General features: G+C 69.2%; 10 protein-coding genes. 2 read left to right on the forward strand and 8 right to left on the reverse strand.

The features are described from left to right. Positions 1-33: 33 nt before the first annotated feature. The 7 genes from pulA to SSP24_RS34715 form a co-directional block, all read right to left on the reverse strand. The gene (pulA, locus tag SSP24_RS34685) at positions 34-5,445 is read right to left on the reverse strand and encodes a pullulanase-type alpha-1,6-glucosidase (protein WP_141313955.1); all 5,412 of its coding nucleotides are present in this window, start codon (positions 5,443-5,445) and stop codon (positions 34-36) included. Positions 5,446-5,647: 202 nt separating this feature from the next. Beyond that, a complete protein-coding gene (locus SSP24_RS34690) occupies positions 5,648-6,220 on the reverse strand; it encodes a GNAT family N-acetyltransferase (RefSeq protein WP_141313956.1) in 573 nt (190 codons plus the stop codon). An 80-nt stretch (positions 6,221-6,300) separates the two neighbouring features. Next, positions 6,301-7,671 carry an alpha-amylase gene (locus tag SSP24_RS34695; RefSeq protein ID WP_141313957.1) on the reverse strand — a complete coding sequence of 457 codons (1,371 nt, stop codon included), beginning with the start codon at positions 7,669-7,671 and terminating at the stop codon, positions 6,301-6,303. Positions 7,672-7,805: 134 nt separating this feature from the next. After that, the gene (locus SSP24_RS34700; protein ID WP_373306651.1) at positions 7,806-9,506 is read right to left on the reverse strand and encodes a glycoside hydrolase family 13 protein; all 1,701 of its coding nucleotides are present in this window, start codon (positions 9,504-9,506) and stop codon (positions 7,806-7,808) included. A 118-nt stretch (positions 9,507-9,624) separates the two neighbouring features. Continuing rightward, a complete protein-coding gene (locus tag SSP24_RS34705) occupies positions 9,625-10,533 on the reverse strand; it encodes a sugar ABC transporter permease (RefSeq protein WP_141313958.1) in 909 nt (302 codons plus the stop codon). 13 nt (positions 10,534-10,546) lie between these two features. Next, positions 10,547-11,551, reverse strand: coding sequence for a carbohydrate ABC transporter permease (locus tag SSP24_RS34710; RefSeq protein ID WP_141313959.1), 1,005 nt, complete (start codon positions 11,549-11,551; stop codon positions 10,547-10,549). A gap of 109 nt (positions 11,552-11,660) precedes the next feature. Continuing rightward, positions 11,661-12,929 (reverse strand): extracellular solute-binding protein, encoded by a 1,269-nt coding sequence (locus tag SSP24_RS34715; protein WP_141313960.1) that lies wholly within the window; start codon positions 12,927-12,929, stop codon positions 11,661-11,663. A gap of 381 nt (positions 12,930-13,310) precedes the next feature. Here SSP24_RS34715 and SSP24_RS34720 point away from each other — a divergent pair, with 381 nt between their 5' ends. Then, positions 13,311-14,345, forward strand: coding sequence for a LacI family DNA-binding transcriptional regulator (locus SSP24_RS34720; RefSeq protein ID WP_268255071.1), 1,035 nt, complete (start codon positions 13,311-13,313; stop codon positions 14,343-14,345). Positions 14,346-14,487: 142 nt separating this feature from the next. Continuing rightward, positions 14,488-15,339, forward strand: a complete 852-nt coding sequence (locus SSP24_RS34725; RefSeq protein ID WP_141313962.1) for a phosphatase PAP2 family protein — start codon at positions 14,488-14,490, stop codon at positions 15,337-15,339. A 63-nt stretch (positions 15,340-15,402) separates the two neighbouring features. On the opposite strand, the gene SSP24_RS34730 is transcribed toward SSP24_RS34725, so the two are convergent. Further along, on the reverse strand, positions 15,403-19,176 hold the full coding sequence (locus tag SSP24_RS34730) for a S8 family serine peptidase (protein WP_141313963.1): 3,774 nt from the start codon (positions 19,174-19,176) through the stop codon (positions 15,403-15,405). Positions 19,177-19,370: the final 194 nt, after the last annotated feature.

The raw sequence follows: 19,370 nt of genomic DNA on the forward strand, positions 1-19,370 counted from the left end.
CGTTGTGGCTGGTCGCACAGTTCCCCGCGCCCCTTAGGGCGCTGGCCTGAGGAACACGGCAACCGTGCGGGACGGGACGGTGAATGTGCCCGAGTTCGCCGCGTACGCCGAGCCCTTCACGACGGGATCCGCGCCCCTCGCCTGGACCGGGTGCAGTCGGTAATCCGCCCCGGCGAGGGACTCGACCCGCTGCTCCTGGCGTTCCGGCGTCGCGTTGAACACGACGACCAGGTCACCGAGCCGCATCGTGATCACGCCGGGTGTCTCGTCACTGCCGGACAGGGGGAAGGAGAGCTGCTGCTGGACCTGCTCGGCCGTGTCGAGGGAGAAGGCGTTCTCCGTCGTACGGATCTTCAGCAGGTCCCGGTACGCGGCCGAGGCTCCCTCGATCTGGGCGCACCCGACCCCTACCGAGCCGAGCAGCGGCTTGGCGTACGGCCACTTGGACTCGTTGTCGGCCGCCATCGGCAGCCCCCGTCCGAAGCCGTTGCCGTCGGCGCAGTTCCAGTGGATGGCGTTGAACCAGTCACCGCTGTCGTACGAATTGCGGTCCAGGGACTTGGAGCGCAACAGGTCGGTTCCCGCCTGGGAGAGCGCCGGGCCCTGCGAGAGGGTGGCCGTGGCCATGGCGAGGACCTGCATCCGGGCCCGGTCGGCCGCGCTCGTCGAGGCGGGCAGCTTGAAGGCGAGCGCGTCGAACAACGACTCGTTGTCGTGGGCGTCGGCGTAGGCGAGGGCGTCGCCGGGGGCCGCCGCGTATCCGGCGGGCTGGCCGTTGTAGTCGACCTCGGAGCCCTTGACCTGCCGGCCGGAGGTGTCGGTGAAGCGGTATCCGGCGAGGTTTCCGGAGAGGCCGACCTTGATGAGGTCCTGGTAGTGCAGGAGGCGGGCCCTCTGCTCGGCCGGACTGCCGTTGTTCGCCGAGGAGTTGGGCTCGGTGTAGAGGCCGGACGCGAAGCCCTGGATGCCGGGGTCCTCGTCGAAGGGGCCGCCGCCGCGGACGGCGTCCCGGGCGCGGTCGGAGAACGTGGCGATCCCGGTACCGGCCATGTTCTTCTGCGTGGCCTGCTCGAAGCGGGCGTCGTCGGCGATCTCGCCGAAGTTCCAGCCCTCGCCGTACAGGATGATCTTCTTGCCGTCGACGCCGTCCTTCTCCGGGGTCAGCGCGTCGAGGGCCTTGCGGACGGCGAGGATGTTGGCCTTCGGGTGGTGGCCCATGAGGTCGAAGCGGAAGCCGTCCACCTTGTACTGCTTGGCCCAGGTGACGATCGAGTCGACGACGAGCTTGCCCATCATGGCGTTCTCGGGGGCGGTGTTCGCGCAGCAGGTGCTGTTCGCGACCGTGCCGTCCGCGAGGAGCCGCTGGTAGTAGCCGGGCACGATCCGGTCGAGCACGGAGGTCCGGGCCTGGCTGCTTGCCGCCGTGTGGTTGTAGACGACGTCCATGACGACCCGCAGGCCGTCCTCGTTCAGCGCCTTGACCATCTCGCGGAACTCGACGGTACGGGCCGTACCGTCCGGGTCGGTGGCGTAGGAGCCCTCCGGGACCGTGTAGTGGAACGGGTCGTAGCCCCAGTTGTAGGCGTCCTTGGCGGCGATCGCGGACACACACTCCTGCTGCCGCTCGGAGTCCGCCGGGAAGGCGGCGAGGTCACAGCCGACGGTCGCCTGGTCGGACTTCTTCTCGGGGATGGTGGCGATGTCGAAGGCCGGGAGGAGATGGACGTACGAGGTCCCCGAGTCGGCGAGTCTGCGCAGGTGCTTGCTGCCGTCACTCGCCTTGTCGGTGAAGGCGAGGTAGGTGCCGGGATGCTTGGCCGTGCCGTCCTCGACGGAGAAGTCCCGGATGTGCAGCTCCTGGATCTGGGCGTCCTTCAGCGGCACGGCCTCGGGCTTCTTCAGGGTCGTCCAGCCGCTGGGCTTCAGCGACTTGTCGGCGAGATCGACCACGAGGCTGCGCTCGGAGTCGGCGGTGAGGGCGAGCGAGTACGGGTCGGTGACCTTGTTGGTGACGACCTCGCGGACGCTGGGGGCCCAGACCTTCACGACGTACCGGTAGGGCTTGTTCTTCCAGGACGCGGGGCCGGTGGCGGACCAGACGCCGGTGCTGTCGTCGCGCCGCATCCGCTTCAGCGAGCCGTCCAGCTCAAGGGAGACGGACTGGGCCGTCGGCGCCCAGACGGAGAGGGTGGGGCGGCCCTTGCGGAAGGTCGCGCCGAGGTCCGCCTTCGTCGCGTCGTACAGATCGTCGAGTACGCCGGCGATCTGGACGCCGGTCGCGGCGAGCACGGCCCCGTTCGCGGCGCGCTGGGATGCGACGACCTGGCCGCGCAGGGCCTCGCGGACCCGGTCGCGGTCGCGCGGGTCGACGGACCAGGCGGTGTAGTCCTTCAGATGCGGGAACCGGGCCTTCTGGGCGTCGGTGAGGGTGGTCTTCGACAGGCGGAGCCACTGGGCGTCGTCGCCGGTGAGCGTGCCGTTCTCGGCCTTGATCGAGCCGTCGCGCGAGGACAGCAGCTGAGTGGACGCGGCGGCGTCGGAGCCGTTCCAGGCCACCGTGTTCCGGTCGATCCAGATCGCCTTGGCGGTCGTCAGGTCGAGCGCGGCGGCACTGCCCGCCGGCTGCGGCAGCAGGTACTTCTCCTGGCCGCTCAAGAGCCACACCTCGTGGCCGTTGGCCTTGAGGTCGAGGGCCTGGTCGGCGGACAGGTCCTTCTCGTCGCCCTTGTGGATGATGTAGCTGAGGCTGGTGGCACCCTCGGTGAGCGGCACCTCGAAGACCGCGCCATAGGAATCAGTCTTCACCGGCATCAGCGGCTTCGACCAGTCGGTGGGCTGCGCGGCGCCGCTCCAGACGTGGATGCCCCAGCCGTCGTAGTCGCCGTCGGCGCGGTGGTAGTGCAGTACGGCCTTGGACGTGTCCTGCGCCGGGTACTCCGGGCGCTCGGTGCGGACGGTCTCCTTGCCCTGCTCGATCCAGACCTCGCCGGTCTTGGTCACATCGATCGTGCGGTCGGCGGCGACGTCCTTGTTGCCGTCCTTGTCGATGACCAGGAAACCGACGGTCGAGGCGCCGGGCTTGAGCTTGACGTAGGCGAAGGCACCGTAGGCGTCGCGGCCGATGAAGGGGTGGCTGTCGGGCCAGGTCGTCGACTCGCCGTCGGCGAGGTCGCCCCAGGCGTACAGGCCCCAGTCGGCGTAGTTCCCGTCGGGGCGGTTGTAGTGGACGATCGCGTAGTCGCGGGAGGAGGCGGTGGGCGGCTGCTCGGTGGGCGGGGTGCCGGTGGTGGAGGCGGCCGTGGCGCTCGCCGTACGGCCCTTGGAGTCGATCACCACGGCCTTGTAGCGCAGGGCGGTACCGGGCTCGACGTCCTTGCCGATGGTGTGGGTGACCTTGTAGGGGGCGTGGTCGGCGGAGCCGAGGGTACGCCACTTGCCGGTGCCGGTCTGGGCGGCGAAGACGACGCGGTTGAGCTGCCCGCCGTCGACGTCGGCCGTCAGCTCGACCGTGCCGGTGGCGCCGGGGGCCGGGGCCTTCAAGGTGAGGGTCGGCTTGGTGGCGGGGGCGGGGAGCTTTCCGGTGGCCTTGTAGACGACGGCGGAACCGGCCGGGACAGTGACGGTCACCTTCCGGTCGGCGTCGGACTTCAGGTTGTGGTCGGTTCCGTAGAGCGCGTCGAAGCCCATGTCGGCGGAGCCGGTCGGGAAGGTGGCCGTCTTGGCCTCGCCCGCGTTGTTGAAGGCGACGACGTACTCGATGCCGGTCTTCGCGTCCGTGCGGGTGACGGCGTAGACGCCGGGGCCGTCGGCGGCGTACCGCTCGGTCTGGACTCCGTCGGCGAGGGCGGGGTGGGCCTTTCGCAGCTTGGCGAGCGCACTGATCTGCCGGTAGAGCGGTGCTCGGGTGTCATAGGCGTCGACGGCGTGCGTACGGTCCGTGCCGAGCTGGTCGTCGTCGAGGTAGTCGGCGACCTCGGAGCCGAACATCGTCTGCCGGGCGTCCTTGTCGCCGCCCGCGCCGGTGAAGCCCTGCTCGTCGCCGTAGTAGATCACCGGGTTGCCGCGGCTGAGGAACATCAGCTCGTTGGCCAGCCCGGCCTTCTTGAGCAGCTCGGCGTCGGTCGCGCCGGGATTGTCCTGCTTGAGGAAGGTCCCGATGCGGCCCATGTCGTGGTTGCCGAGGAAGGTGACCTGCTCGTACGCGTTGGCCGTGCCGGTCGTGTACTTGTAGTCGTCACCGAAGACGGAGGCGAGCTTCTTCGCGCTTCCGCCCTGGGATGCGTAGGCGCGGGCCGCGTCCTGGAAGGGGAAGTCGAGGGTGGAGTCGAGGCGGCCCTGGGTGACGTACGGGGCGGTGACGTTGGTGTCGGCGGAGTAGACCTCGCCGAACATGAAGAAGTCGTCCCGGCCCTTCTTGGCGGCGTACGCGTCGAGGGCGGTGGCCCACTGGGTCCAGAACTCCATGTTGACGTGCTTGACGGTGTCGATCCGGAAGCCGTCGATGTCGAAGTCCCTGACCCACCTCTTGTAGATCTTCTCCATGCCCTCGACGACCTCGGGACGCTCGGTCCACAGATCGTCGAGACCGACGAAGTCGCCGTACGTCGCCGACTCACCGGCCCAGGTGGAGTCGCCGCGGTTGTGGTACATCGTCGGATCGTTGAGCCAGGAGGGGACCTTGAGGTTCCGCTTGGCGCCGGGGACGACGGGTGTGCGCGGGAAGGAGTCCTCGTCGACCTCGGGGAAGTCGCGGGTGCCGTCCGCGTAGTCGGCGTCGTCGAAGGGCTCGCCGTCCTTGGTCAGGTACGGGAAGGCGCCCTTGGAGAGGTAGTCGTAGGACTTCTCCTCGTAGTCGACGACGTCGGCGGTGTGGTTGGTGATGACGTCGAAGAAGACCTTCATGCCCTTGGCGTGCGCCTTGTCGATGAGGGTTTCGAGGTCCTTGTTGGTGCCGAAGTGCGGGTCGACCTGGGTGAAGTCGGTGATCCAGTAACCGTGGTAACCGGCGGAGGCGTTGTCGCCCTTCCCCTGCACCGGCTGGTTCTTGAAGATCGGGGCGAGCCAGATGGCGGTGGTGCCGAGGCCCTTGATGTAGTCGAGCTTGCGGGTCAGGCCCTTGAGGTCGCCACCCTGGTAGAAGCCCTTGTCGGTGGGGTCGAAGCCTGTGGTGAGACGTGAACCGGTGAGGCCGCCGCGGTCGTTGCGCTTGTCCCCGTTGGCGAAGCGGTCCGGCAGGACGAAGTAGAACTGCTCGCGGGTGAGGTCGTGCCGGGCGGGCTCGGCGGCGAGCTTGGCGTCGGACGGCGGCGGGGGTGGGGGCGGGGTGGCGGCTCCGGCGGCGAGGGGTTGGACGAGCGCTGCGGCGAGCGCGGCCACGGTGACGGCCGCGACCCGTCTGACATGGGCGGTACGGCGCGTGTGGGGCGCCGGCCATCTCGGTATCACGAGCGTGAACTCCTTGCGATTGCGGCTCTTCTGAGTCCTTGAGTCCGACCCCTGCGCCGCGGCACGGCCTCGTCGCCGGGCGCCCGGCGCGACGGTATCGCTGACGAAAGGTTTACAGCAAGAGTGTTGAAACACTTAGCAAGAAGTTTCAGGGGCAGTCTTGCCCGCGCCCTCCCGGCGGCCGAGCTGGACCAGCTCACGCTCAGCGCAGGTCGAGCCGCATCAGGATCCGGGGATGACCGGCCAGAACGGAGGTGGTGTCGGCGGCGTGGACGAAGCCCGCGCGCTCGAAGTTCTTGCGGAGCCCGGCGTACGCCATGGTCAGGTCGACCTTGGCGTCACCGTTGTCGAGGGGGTAGGCCTCGATCACCGGGGCGCCGTGGGCGCGGGCGAACTCGACCGCGCCCGCGATGAGGGCGTGCGTGATGCCCTGCTTGCGGTGGCCGGGGCGGACCCGGATGCACCACAGCGACCAGACGGGCAGGTCGTCGACGTGCGGAATCTTGCGGTTCCGAGCGAAGGACGTGTCCGAGCGGGGCGCCACGGCGGCCCAGCCGACCGGCTCGTCACCGTCGTAGGCGAGCACCCCAGGAGGGGGGTCCATGCCGCACAGCCGGGCGACGTACTCACCGCGGGCCGGGCCGCGCAGCTCGTTGTTGAGCTTGGACGGGATCCGGTAGCTCAGGCACCAGCAGACGCTGGCTCCGGCCGACTTCGGGCCGAGCACGGCAGCGACGTCCTCGAAGACCGACGCCGGGCGAACATCGATGGCCATGGCCCCACGATGTCACGGCGCGCCCGGGCACGCCGCTGGACCTCGCGGGGCATGGACTCGGCGTCCGCTCGGGTCGCCGCTCAGCAGCTCGACTTGCCCGCGTAGATCACCAGGGCCGTGTTGCTGCCCAGCGTCGCCGTGAACTGGCCGGAACCGTTCACCGTCACCGTCGTGTTGTTCTGGACGTTGCAGTACGTCCCCGCCGGGAGGGATGTCTGATACGTGCGGGTCAGCGAACCGGACTCGTGGTTGATCGCCACGAATCCCTTGCTGCCCCGCCCGAAGGCGATCGCGTCGCCCCCGTTGTCCCACCAGTTCGTCACCGACTCGCCCCGCGTGGCGTTGCGGAAGGCGACCATGCGCTGGATCTCCGGCCACGCGTGCTGGCACTTCCAGCCGTTCTGCCAACAGGCGTTGACCTGGCCGCCGTTCGGCGGTCCGGCGTCATGGTCGGTGAACTCGTAACCCGAGTTGATGTCCGGCGCCCCGTACGGCCAGGCCAGCATGAAGACGTTCGCCAGCGTGTAGTTGGCGTTGTCCTTGTAGCTCAGCGTGGAGCCGTTGCGCTCGGTGTCGTGGTTGTCGACGAAGACGCCCGAGACGGAACTGCTCATGTAGCCCCAGCCCTCGCCGTAGTTCTTCAAGTACGCCAGGTTCTCGTTGTTGAAGACCCGCTTGAGGTCATACGCGTACCGGAACTCCTGGACGTCCCCGTTGCCCGTGTACTCCGTCGGCTGGACCGCCTCTCCGCTGCCGTAGATGACCTCCTGCTTCCAGTACGCCGACGGATTGCTCAGCCGGGACTTGATGCTGGCCAGGTCGGCGGCGTCCATGTGCTTGGCCGCGTCGATGCGGAAGCCGTCCACGCCGAGGGAGAGCAGGTCGTTCATGTAGCCCGCGATGGCCCCACGGACGTAGTCCTCACCCGTGTCCAGGTCCGCCAGGCCCACCAGTTCGCAGTGCTGGACGTTCCAGCGGTCCTGGTAGTTGGTGATCTGGGCCGTGCAGTCGTCGAAGTCGAAGGAGGAGTACAGGCCGGGGTAGTTGTACTTCGTGTACGACGAGCCGCCCGTGCCGGTGCCGCTGCCCGCCGACATGTGGTTGATGACCGTGTCCACGACCACCTTCACGCCGGCCGCGTGGCAGGTGTTCACCATGTTCTGGAACGCCGCGCGGTCGCCGAGACGCCCGGCGATCTTGTAGCTCACCGGCTGGTACGACGTCCACCACTGCGCGCCCTGTATGTGCTCGGCGGGCGGGGAGACCTGCACGTAGCCGTAACCGGCGGGGCCGAGGGTGGTGGTGCACTCGCGGGCGACCGAGGCGAAGTTCCACTCGAACAGGACGGCCGTGACGTCCTTGGTGCCGGGCGGGGAGGCCTCAGCAGGGGATGGGTTCATGACAAGGGCGGCTGCGAGGGCGGCCGCCCAGGGGAGGGTTCTGCGTGCCATGTGGGGTTCCTTCACCGTTGAAGGCTCTTGCTGAAAACTTTCAGCCAACTTGCGGTGACGGAGATGTTAAAGGCCCGCCGCCCGAAAGGGCAGCGGGCCGTACGAACTTCAATGAAAAAGTTGCGGAGGGGCTTTCAGGAGCCCGTGGCCCACCACACCGTCGTGTCGGCCGGCACCTTCACCTCGCCGTCCGCCTCGGTCACCTCACCACTGGCGAGCAGCAGACGGCCGTACCCCGGAGTCGTCACCGACTCCCCGCCGGTGTTCGCGACGCACACGAACTCCCCGCGCCGGAAGGCGAGCACGCCCTCGGGCGCCTTCAGCCACTCGACGGCCTCCCCCGCCCCGAGGTCGGGCTGCGTACGGCGCACGGCGAGCGCGGCCCGGTACAGCTCCAGCGTCGAACCGGCCACCCCCTCCTGCGCCTGAACGCTCAGCTCGCCCCACCCCTCCGGCTGCGGCAGCCAACTGCCCCCGCTGCCGAAGCCGTACGACGACCCCGTGCGCGTCCACGGGATCGGCACCCGGCAGCCGTCACGGAAGCCGTCCTGCCCCGCGCCGCGGAAGTACGCCGGGTCCTGGCGCACCTCGTCCGGCAGGTCGACGACGTCCGGGAGGCCCAGCTCCTCGCCCTGGTAGATGTACGCCGATCCGGGCAGCGCCAGCATCAGCAGGGTGGCCGCCCGCGCCCGTTTCAGGCCCAGCTCGCGGTCACCGGCCTCGCGGATCTGCGTGCCGAGGCCGGGCGGGTTGGCGAAGCGGGTGGCGTGCCGGGTGACGTCGTGGTTGGACAGCACCCAGGTGGCGGGGGCGCCGACCGGGCGCATGGCCTCCAGGGTGCGGTCGATGACCGTACGGAGCTCCTTGGCGTCCCAATCCGTGCTGAGGTACTGGAAGTTGAAGGCCTGGTGCAGCTCGTCCGGGCGGACGTAGTTGGCGGTGCGCTCGACGGTCGGGGTCCACGCCTCCGCGACGAAGATGCGCTCCCCCGCGTACTCGTCGAGGATCCGCCGCCACTGCCGGTAGATCTCGTGCACGCCGTCCTGGTCGAAGAACGGCATGACATCGTTGCCCAGCAGCTTGAGTTGGTCGTGGGCGCCGAGGTCGGGCAGGCCCTCCGCCTTCACCAGGCCGTGGGCCACGTCGATACGGAAGCCGTCGACACCCATGTCCAGCCAGAAGCGGAGAATCGAGCGGAACTCGTCTCCCACCGCCGGGTGTTCCCAGTTGAAGTCGGGCTGCTCGGGGGCGAAGAGGTGGAGGTACCACTCGCCGTCCGGAACCCTCGTCCATGCCGGGCCGCCGAAGATGGACTCCCAGTCGTTGGGCGGCAGTTCGCCGTTCCTGCCCTTGCCGGGACGGAAGTGGTAGCGGTCGCGGAGCGGGGAACCCGGCCCTTCCGCGACCGCCCGCTTGAACCATTCGTGCTGGTCGGAGGAGTGGTTCGGGACCAGGTCGACGATGATGCGCAGCCCGTTCTCATGGGCGTCGCGGATCAGCGCGTCCGCGTCCAGCAGGGAGCCGAACATGGGGTCGACGGCACGGTAGTCGGCGACGTCGTACCCGGCGTCGGCCTGCGGGGAGGCGTAGAAGGGGCTGAGCCACACGGCGTCCACGCCGAGGTCGCGCAGGTACGGGAGTCGGGATCGTACGCCCTCCAGGTCGCCCATGCCGTCGCCATTGCTGTCGGCGAAGCTGCGCGGATAGACCTGGTAGATCACCGCGTCGCGCCACCAGTCGCGGCGGCGGGCGACGGTGGCGACGGCGGAGGTCGGGGCCGGGTCGGTGGAGTACTGGCTCATGGCGTCCTTGATGCGTAACAGGGGTGAGGTCATGGGGCTTACTGGGTACGGCGGCGGGTGGTGAGGCGGCCGCGGTGACAGCGGGGTCGGATCGGCACCGCGGCCGCCGCCCGCGCGGCACAGCGCGCGGGAGTCGTGGCGGAAAGGGCGGTCAGCCCTTGGTGCCACCCGCCGTCAGGCCGGTCACCAGGTTCTTCTGCACGAGGTAGAAGAACGCGGACACCGGTATCGCGATCAGTACGGCGGTGGCGGCCATCAGGTTGCGCTGGGCGTCGTGCTCGCTGACGAAGCTCTGCAGACCGACCGCGAACGTGTACTTCTCGTCGTCCAGCAGGAACGTGGTGGCGAAGGCGACCTCGCCGAACGCGGTGATGAAGCTGTAGAACGCCGCCACCGCGAGGCCCGGCCGGGCGAGCGGCAGGATCAGCCGCAGGAAGGTGCCGAACGGGGAGAGTCCGTCGACGCGTCCCGCCTCGTCGATCTCGAAGGGGATGGTGTCGAAGTACCCCTTGAGCAGCCAGGCGCAGTACGGCACGGCCGTCGAGCAGTAGACGAGGATCAGGCCGAGGTAGGTGTCGATGAGCTGGAGCTCCGACAGGATCTGGTACATCGGCACGATCAGTACGGCGATCGGGAACATCTGGGTGACCAGCAGCACCCACATGAACTTCTTGTAGCCGGGGAAGCGCATCCGGGACACCGCGTAGCCGGTGGTGGCGGCGATGATCACGCCGATGGCCGTGGTGCCCAGCGAGACGACCAGCGAACTCTTCAGCCAGTCGAAGAAGTTCGTCTCCGTCAGGACGAACGAGTAGTTGTCGAACGTCATCTTCCCCCAGATGCGCCCGGGGTGCAGGTAGTCGTCCTTGTCCGGGCCGAGGGACAGGTAGACCAGCCAGGCGATCGGGAACAGCGCGATCAGGCTGGCGAGGGTCAGGGTGCCGTGCGCGGCGAGGGTCCCGACGAGGCCCTGCTCGCCGCGGCGGCGCGTCCTGCGCGGCGGGGCGGGGGCGGGGGCCTGGTCCGCGGTGGCGGACTTCTGAACGGTCGTGGTGCTCATGGGGACTCCTGCCTCAGATCGCGAGCTGCTGGTCATTGCGGTTCAGCCAGCGGCGGTAGACGGAGGTGAAGACGATCAGGATGGCCAGCAGCAGGATGCCGTAGGCGGCGGACTGTGCGAAGTCGCGCGGCTGCTGCCCGAAGCCGAGGTAGTACGCCCAGGTGACGAGGATCTGGGCATCCGGCGCAGTGGTGCCGAACAGCAGGAAGATCACCGCGAACTGGTTGAAGGTCCAGATCACGCCGAGCAGGACGACGGTGGAGCTGACCGACCTCAGGCCCGGCAGGGTGACGTACCGGAAGCGCTGCCAGGCGTTCGCGCCGTCCATCTCGGCGGCCTCGTACAGCGTGCGGTCGATCGACTGGAGACCGCCGAGCAGCGAGACCATCATGAACGGCACCCCGCACCAGGTGTTGACCATGATCGCGGCGAACCGCTGCCAGAAGGTGTCCTCCAGCCACTGCGGCGCCGGCAGGTGCAGGGTTTCCAGGGCGGAGTTGATGATGCCACCGTCGGCGAGCATGAAACGCCAGCCGAAGACGGTGACGAAGGTGGGCACGGCCCACGGCAGGACCATGATCAGCCGGTAGAACGTGCGGCCGCGCAGCTTCTGGTTGAGCAGCAGAGCGAGGCCCAGACCGATGGAGTAGTGCAGGGCGACACAGGCGGCCGTCCACACGATCGTCCAGATGAAGTGCGACCAGAAGCGGTCGTAGGCGGTCTCGCCCCACAGGATGTCGGCGTAGTTGTCGAAGCCGATGAACTTGTAGGTGGCCTCGATCTCGTTGACGCCGATCGTGCGGGCCGTGTTGAGGCTGTTGGCGTCGGTGAGCGTCAGGTAGAAGCCGTACGCCAGCGGATACAGCACCAGGACGCCGAGCACGAGGACCACCGGGGCGATCATCGCGTAGGCGTACCAGTACTTCTGGTAGCTGCGCCTCAGGCGCTGGAGTGGCCCGGGCCGGGGCCCGCGGTCACCGAGTCGCTTTCCGGTCGCTCGATCGATGGCGACTGTCATGGTTCGACAACCTTTGTGAGGATCTACAGATCAGGGGGTACGGCGCACAGGCCGACGGCCGCCGGATCCTTCCCCCCATGAGTCAGGAGGATCCGACGGCCGGTCGGGGTCACTTGCTGAAGTCCGGGACCAGCTTGGTGATCGAGGTCTCGGCGCTGTCGAGCCCCTCGTCCAGGGACTTCTTGCCGCCGGCGACAGCGAGCAGCTCGTCGTCGAGCGGACCCCACAGCGAGCTGTACTCGGGCAGCGCGGGGCGCGGCTGGGCGGCGGCGAGGACGCCCTGGTAGCCGGCGATGCCCGGGTCGGCCTTGACCTCGGCGGTGTAGGCGTCGTCGCGGGTGGGCAGCGTCGAGTTCTTCAGGGCGATGGTCTCCTGGGCCTTCGCCGAGGTCATGAAGTTGACGAACTTCAGCGCGGCCTGCTGGTGGGCCTCGTCGGAGCCGGCGTACACGGAGAGGTTGTGGCCGCCGGTCGGGGCGCCCGCCTTGCCGGTGGAGCCGGCCGGGACGGTGGCGATGCCCAGGTTCTCCTTGTCCTTGAACGCGGAGCCCTTGTAGAAGTTGGTGATCTCCCAGGGGCCCTGGATGATCGCGGCGACCTTGCCGTTGACGAACGCGTCCTGGATGTGGGCGTAGGCGTCGGCGGTGGTGTCGGCCTTGTGCAGGCCCTTGCCGTCGAAGAGGCTCAGCCAGGTCTCGTAGGCCTTCTTGGCCTCGGGCGACTTGACGGTGATCTTCTTGGCGTCGGCGTCGACGGTGTCGGTGCCCTCGCCGTAGAGGAAGGACTGGGCGTAGTAGGCCTGGGTGGAGCCCCAGTAGCCGTCGACGCCGGTCTTGTCCTTGATCGTGGCGGCGGCCTTCTTCAGGTCGTCCCAGGTCTTGGGAGCCTCGACGCCGGCCTTCTCGAAGAGGTCCTTGTTGTAGACGAGGGCCAGGGTGTCCGTGACGAAGGGCACGCCGTACGTCTTGCCCTCGTACTTGGCCTGCTCGATCAGGCTGGGCTGGAACTTGCTCTCGTCGGTGAGGGCCTCGGTGCCGTCCAGCGGCAGGAAGTAGCCCTTCTTGGCGAAGGCGGGGGTCCAGCCGACCTCGGAGCGCAGCACGTCAGGGGCGCCCTTGGAGCCGGCGGCCGTGTCGAACTTGTTCTGCGCCTGGTCGAAGGGCACGTTGACGTACTTGACCTTGATGTCCTTGTTGGCGGCCTCGAACTCCTTGACCAAGGCCTGGTACGTCGGCGCCTCGTTGGTGGCGTTGGAGGTGTCCCACCAGGTGATCGTGACCGGACCGCCGGCCGAGTCGCCGCTGTCGTCTCCGCCGCAGGCCGTCGCCGTGAGGGCGAGGGACGCCACCAGCGCGGTGGCCGCTATGCCACGCCGCATGAGTTCTCCTTGAGGGTGAAAGCCCGAGTTAGCAGGGGGTGGTCCCGTCTACCGCCCCTGTCGACTTGCCGACTGCGCCGTTGCGGCGGCCGGGCGACCGTGAACGTAACAGCGATGTAAGCGTTGCGAAAGACCTTGCAGAAAAAAAGTGCAAGGCATCACCGAAGTTATCCGCACGTGACCTGTCGTCGATCGCTGTGAGACCGTTGTTCTGCGGGGTTGAGCGGGCACGGACCGTGTTGTGCAAGACTCTGCAAGCTCTTGCCATCCGTTTCACGAAGGGACGCCATGCCGCAGCAACCCGCAGCGCGCCGGTCAACCGCCCGCACCCGGCGTCCGATTGGTGTGCAAGGCGACATACGGCCGGTACAGTCCAGTGCCGTGACCACACGGCTTGCCGACATCGCTGCTCAGGCGGGGGTGAGCGAAGCGACCGTCAGCCGCGTCCTCAACGGGAAGCCGGGCGTCGCCGCCACCACCCGCCAGTCCGTACTGGCCGCGCTCGACGTCCTCGGCTACGAGCGTCCGGTGCGGCTGCGGCAGCGCAGCGCGGGCCTGGTCGGCCTGATCACCCCGGAGCTGGAGAACCCGATATTCCCGGCCCTGGCCCAGGTCATCGGCCAGGCGCTGACCCGGCAGGGCTACACCCCGGTCCTCGCCACCCAGACCCCCGGCGGCTCCACCGAGGACGAGCTGACCGAGATGCTGGTCGACCGCGGGGTCGCCGGCATCATCTATGTCTCCGGACTGCACGCCGACACCACCGCCGACATGCAGCGCTACGAGCAGCTGCGCGCGCAGGGCGTGCCGTTCGTGCTGGTCGACGGTTTCTCCCCGAAGGTGCAGGCGCCCTTCATCTCCCCCGACGACCGGGCGGCGATGACGCTGGCGGTCACCCACCTCGTCTCGCTGGGCCACACCCGGATCGGCCTCGCCCTCGGCCCGAAACGGTTCGTCCCCGTGCAGCGCAAGATCGAGGGTTTCGTACGGGCGATGCAGGACCAGCTGGGTCTGAGCCAGGAGTCCGTCGAGTCGGAGCTCGTCCAGCACTCGCTGTACACCCTGGAGGGCGGCCAGGCCGCCGCCACGGCCCTCATCGGCCGGGACTGCACCGCGGTGGTGTGCGCCAGCGACATGATGGCCCTCGGTGCGATACGGGCGGCCCGGCAGCTGGGCCTGAAGGTCCCGACGGACGTCTCGGTCGTGGGCTTCGACGACTCCCCGCTGATCGCCTTCACCGACCCGCCGCTCACCACCGTCCGCAAGCCGGTCCCGGCGATGGGTCAGGCGGCGGTGCGCACGCTGCTGGAGGAGATCGGCGGGACGCCCGCGCCGCACAGCGAGTTCGTGTTCATGCCGGAGCTGGTGGTGCGCGGTTCGACCGCTTCGGCCCCTGGGGACCGGCATCGTCCCTAGGGCGGAGAATCGTCGCTTCGCCCTGATACGCGGGTACGAGGCGAACGCCTCCCGGGGCCCTCCCGCTGCCGTAGAACGTGCGTGCTGAATGCCACCAGGGGATGATCGGAGCGGGAATTCTTTTCTGGCAGACTCTGTGCCCATGGGTGACACGACCGTGACGACACTGGAAGGCCGGGAAGAGGCCGTTCCACACCCCGTCGCGGACGACACGGGGGCGGATTTCCTGGATCGGCTGCGTACTCCGAGTCGGCCGCGGCTGTGGTTCGAGATCCTGCTGATCGCGGTGAGTTACTGGACGTACTCACTGATCCGCAACGCGGTTCCGGAGCAGAAGGCCGAGGCGCTGCGCAACGCGGACTGGATCTGGAAGGCCGAGCAACAGCTCGGCATCGCCGTCGAGCAGACCGTCAACCATGCCGTGAACTCGGTGACTTGGCTCATCGTCGGCATGAACTACTACTACGCGACACTGCACTTCGTGGTCACGCTCGGTGTCCTGGTGTGGCTCTACCGTGGCCATCCCGGCCGCTACGCGGCGACCCGCATGGTGCTGTTCGCGACGACGGGCGTGGCGCTGGTCGGTTACTACCTGTATCCGCTCGCCCCGCCCCGGTTGATGAACGGCGGCCACTTCATCGACACGGTCATGGTCCACCAGACCTGGGGTTCGATGGCCTCCGGCGACCTGAAGAACATGTCCAACCAGTACGCCGCGATGCCGTCCATGCACATCGGCTGGTCCCTGTGGTGCGGCCTGACGATCTTCGCGCTGGCGACCGTCCCCTGGGTCCGGGTGCTGGGCCTGCTCTACCCGACGCTCACCCTCGTCGTGATCGTCGCCACGGCCAACCACTTCTGGCTGGACGCGCTCGGCGGCATGCTGTGCCTCTCCTTCGGTTACGGGGTGGCACGCGTGTGGTACGGAACGCTGCCGTACGCACTGCCGCGCCTGGTCCCGAAGCGCAAGCCGCTGGTGCCGAGACAGGCGTAGGCATGGACAGGTGCCGCCCGGCGGTCGTGCGGGGAGCGCCGGGCGGCTTCGGTCGCGCCGAGGTCAGCCGACGATTCCCGCGGCGCGTACGACGGTCTGCGTCACGGTGTTGCCGCGGCTGTCACCGGCCTGGACGCGCAGCGAGAGGTACTGCGCGGAGGCGGGCGCGTGCAGCGACAGGCTCACCTTGCCGTTGCCCCTGCCGCTGAGGCGTGCCGTCGTCCAGGTGGCGCCGTCGTCGTAGGACAGCTCCACCTTGCGGGTGTTGAGCGCCGCCTTCGAGCCGCCTGGCAGGTGCAGCGGAGTGACCAGCAGGGTCGCGTCGGCCGCTGCCCTGCCGGCGTCGGACGTCGGCAGGGTGTAGTCGACCTGGACGAGCGGGAGTTGCTCGCTGTCGTCGGCGTTCTTGGGCGCCGCGGAGGTGAATGTCCACTCGGTGCGCGTGTCGGTGGAGTAGGGGAAGGCGGCCGTGGCGGTACGGGTCGCCGTGTGCACCAGACGGTAGGTGCCCTTCGCGGCCGGTACGGTCGCGCTCACCCCGGCGCCGCCCTCGGCGAGGAGGGTGTCGCCCCGGTACAGCGAGGTCTCCTGGGTGGTGTCGGAGCTGCCGAAGGCGGCGTAGTTGGCGTGGCCGCCGCCGGAGTCGCCCCAGGACGGGATGAGGACGTCCACCTCATCGCCGGTGCGCACGGGCAGCTGGATGCTGTCGTTGATGCGGGGCCGCACCACGGGCCCGAACCACTCCACGTCCGTGGTACGGCCCGCCGGATAGGTGACCGCTCCGGACGCGCTGTAGGACAGGGACTGAAGCTCGCCCTCCTCGCTCCACGAGAACGTGTCGTCGGTGCTGACGTAGTCGGTGCGGTGCGCGCCGGCCGTGCTCAGCCGGTTGGTGGCGACCTGGTACATGGTCCAGGGGTGGACGTCGTAGCGGTTCTCGTACACCTCGCGGCCGGTGGGGTTGTGGAAGGAGGTCTCGACCCGGGCCAGTTGCCCGGTCGTGGGCGCGTAGACGAGGTTGGCGGGGATGCGGCCCTTCCAGGTGCGGACCAGGTCGTACAGGTAGTCCGTGTCGGGGCGGGAGACGGCCCGCACAGGCACGCTGCCCGTCGCGCTCGCGTCCACGCTCGCTATGAGCCTGTCGCCGTTCGTACGGGACAGGCCCACCACCTCGATGGAGGACTTGATGATGGGCTCACGCAGTCGCCCGTCGAGGTCGTTGACGAACAGCAGCAGCTTCACTCCCGCGCCCTGCGCGGCCCTGATCCGGTCGTCCGCCGTGTCCTCATCGCGGGAGTCCCAGCGCACCACGGCGGCCTTGCCGGCGGCGTCGACGCCCTCGTAGTCCTCCGCGAGACCGTCGCCCGGGTGGATCAGATCGAGGGTGTAGTCGTCCTCGGGCAGCTTCGCCGAGCCGGGCATGATCCACAGGTCGTCGAACTCCTGCCCGCCGGCGGTCACCGACAGCAGCGGTTCCTGGTTGCGCCAGCGGGCGGTGAGGTACTGCTCGCCGTCCCTGGGCGCGGCCGTGGGCGCGGTCCAGACGCTGTCGTAGCCGTCGCCGATCAGCGACATGTCGGTGACCGAGGAGCCGTCCTTGAACTCCCGGTAGTAGTCCAGGCGCCGGGAGAAGTTCTCGGCCTTCTTCGGCGTGACTGCCTTGACCTCCTTGAGCTTCGCGCCGTCCAGCACGAGGTCGGTGGTGCCGGTCACCTTCACCTCGGGAATGACCATGCGGGCGTATCCGGCCGAGGCGGCGCCGTGCGTGCCCTCCACCCGGAAGTCGGCGTAGACGGTGTAGATGCCGGGCGGCAGCAGTTCGTCCGACTGGCCGGCGCCGTAGAGATAGGTGCCCGCGTACTCGTCGCCCTTGCGGTAGAAGGTGAGGACGCCGTCCGTGGCCTCGCCGGAACGGCCGGTGACCTTGGTGCGGACGTGGAACAGCTGCTGGCGGGTGCTGACGCCGAGCAGCGTGCGGGTCAGCGCGGTGCCCTGGGCGGACGCCGTCAGCCGGCCGGTCCGGCGCTGGAGGTCGCCCGCCTTGTCCAGGTCGGTGGTGACCGTGGCGGTCGCGGTGCCGTGCGCGGGCACCTCGACGCGGCTGGGGGTGACGGTGAAGACACCGTCGGGCACGCCGGGGGCGTCCACGGCGAGGTCCACGGTGACGGCCTTGTCACCGGTGTTGGTCCAGGTCGCCGTGGACTGGACCGTGCCGTTGTCCGTGCCGGGCGAGTGAATGCCGGCGTCGATCTTGCCGGTGGCGGTGAGCGTCGCCGTGGCCGCCGCGGCGGCGTCCGCCCGGCCGTTGCCGCCGTCGTCCGCACTGATGTCGGGCGTGGGCTTGACGGTGCTGACCAGGGCATCCTTGATGCGGCTGCCGGTCCAGTCGGGGTGCGCGGCGGCGACCAGCGCGGCCACGCCGGCCACGTGCGGGGTCGCCATGGAGGTGCCGCTGGCGGTCATGTACGAGCCGCTGCCGGTGGCCGTGTACTGCGAGCGGGCGGCCAGGATGCCGACACCGGGCGCGGTGATCTCGGGCTTGAGGGCGTCGTCGCCGTAGCGGGGGCCACGGCTGGAGAAGTCGGCGAGGGCGTCGGAGGCGTCGACCGCGCCGACGGTCAGGGCCGCGTCGGCGGTGCCCGGCGACCGGACCGTCTGGGCACCGGGACCGTCGTTGCCGGCGGCGATGGTGAACAGGGCGCCGGTCTCGGCGCTCAGCTCGTTCACGGCCCGGGCGAGCACGGTGTCGCCGTCGGCGTTCTCGCTGCTGCCCAGGCTCATGCTGATGACCCGGGCGTGGACGTCGCGGGCGGCCCACTCCATGCCCGCCAGGATCCAGGAGTCGTAGCCGTAGCCCTCGTTGGCCAGGACCTTGCCGACATGCAGGTCGACGCCGGGTGCGACACCCTTCTCCTTGCCGGCGGAGGCGGCGCCGCTGCCGGCGATGGTGGAGGCGACGTGCGTACCGTGGCCGTTGCGGTCGGTGACGTCCTGGTCGGGGACGAAGCTGGCACTGTCCTCGACCGCGTCCAACAGATCGGGGTGGCCCGGGTCGTAGCCGGTGTCGAGGACGGCCACGTCGACACCGTCGCCGGTGTTGCCGCCCGCCCAGACCTCGGGGGCGCCGATCTGGGCGACCGAGTCGCTGAGGGTGGCCTCGGCCTTGCCGTCGAGCCAGACCTTGGCGACGCCGCCGTGGAAGGCCGCGTCGGTGTCCGGTGCCTTCGCGGAGCCGGACCCGGAGCCGGAGCCGGACTCGGTGCCGGTGAGCGCGCTCCACACGGCGTCGCTGTCCTCGCGGTCCGCTGCGAGGGCCACCCCGTTGATGCTGGTGAGGGGGCGTACGTCCGTGACGTCGCCCGGCATGGCGTCGGCGCGGCGGCGCAGAGTGGAGGCGGACGCCTCCTTGCCGCCGTAGGTGACGATGAGGGGCAGGTGCTCGAGCGCCGCGTCGTCGTAGCCGTCGGCCACGAGGCGGGAGACGTTGAAGAGTTGGTCGTCCAGGGCGCCGGATGCCAGGTAGGGGCGGGCGGAGTCGGGATAGACGTAGGTGTCGCCGCCCACGGTCAGCACGCGGGCGCCGGTGGGCTCGCCGTCGGGACCCTGAACGGTGAGCGTGCCGGGGCTGTCGCCGGCACCGGGGGCGACGGTGACCTTGTCGCCGGTGACCAGGGTGACGACGGATGCGGCAACGTTGTCAGCGGCGGTGGCGTCGGCCGAGCGGTCCACCGGTGAGGTGTCTGCGGAGGAGGCCACGTGCGGGGTCGCCGCGGTGACCAGGAGGGCAGCCGCGACCACAAGCAGGCGGCGCCGTCTTCCGGAGGGGTGGCGTGTCAAAGGACTCCCTCGACTTGAGTGGATGTACTGGCAGTTGATGCGCAGGGCCAGTCGCGCCTTCGGGACTGGTGGGAGCGTGCCCACCTTGACGGTGTCGCGTCATGCGCGACAAGATCCGGCTGTCGCGGCTTCGCGCAATTGCCCACATGCGCTTGGGTCCCGCGAGCGGTGGCGCGGAGATGCGGCAGCGACAC

It is taken from the genome of Streptomyces spinoverrucosus, assembly GCF_006539505.1.
Lineage (GTDB): Bacteria > Actinomycetota > Actinomycetes > Streptomycetales > Streptomycetaceae > Streptomyces > Streptomyces spinoverrucosus.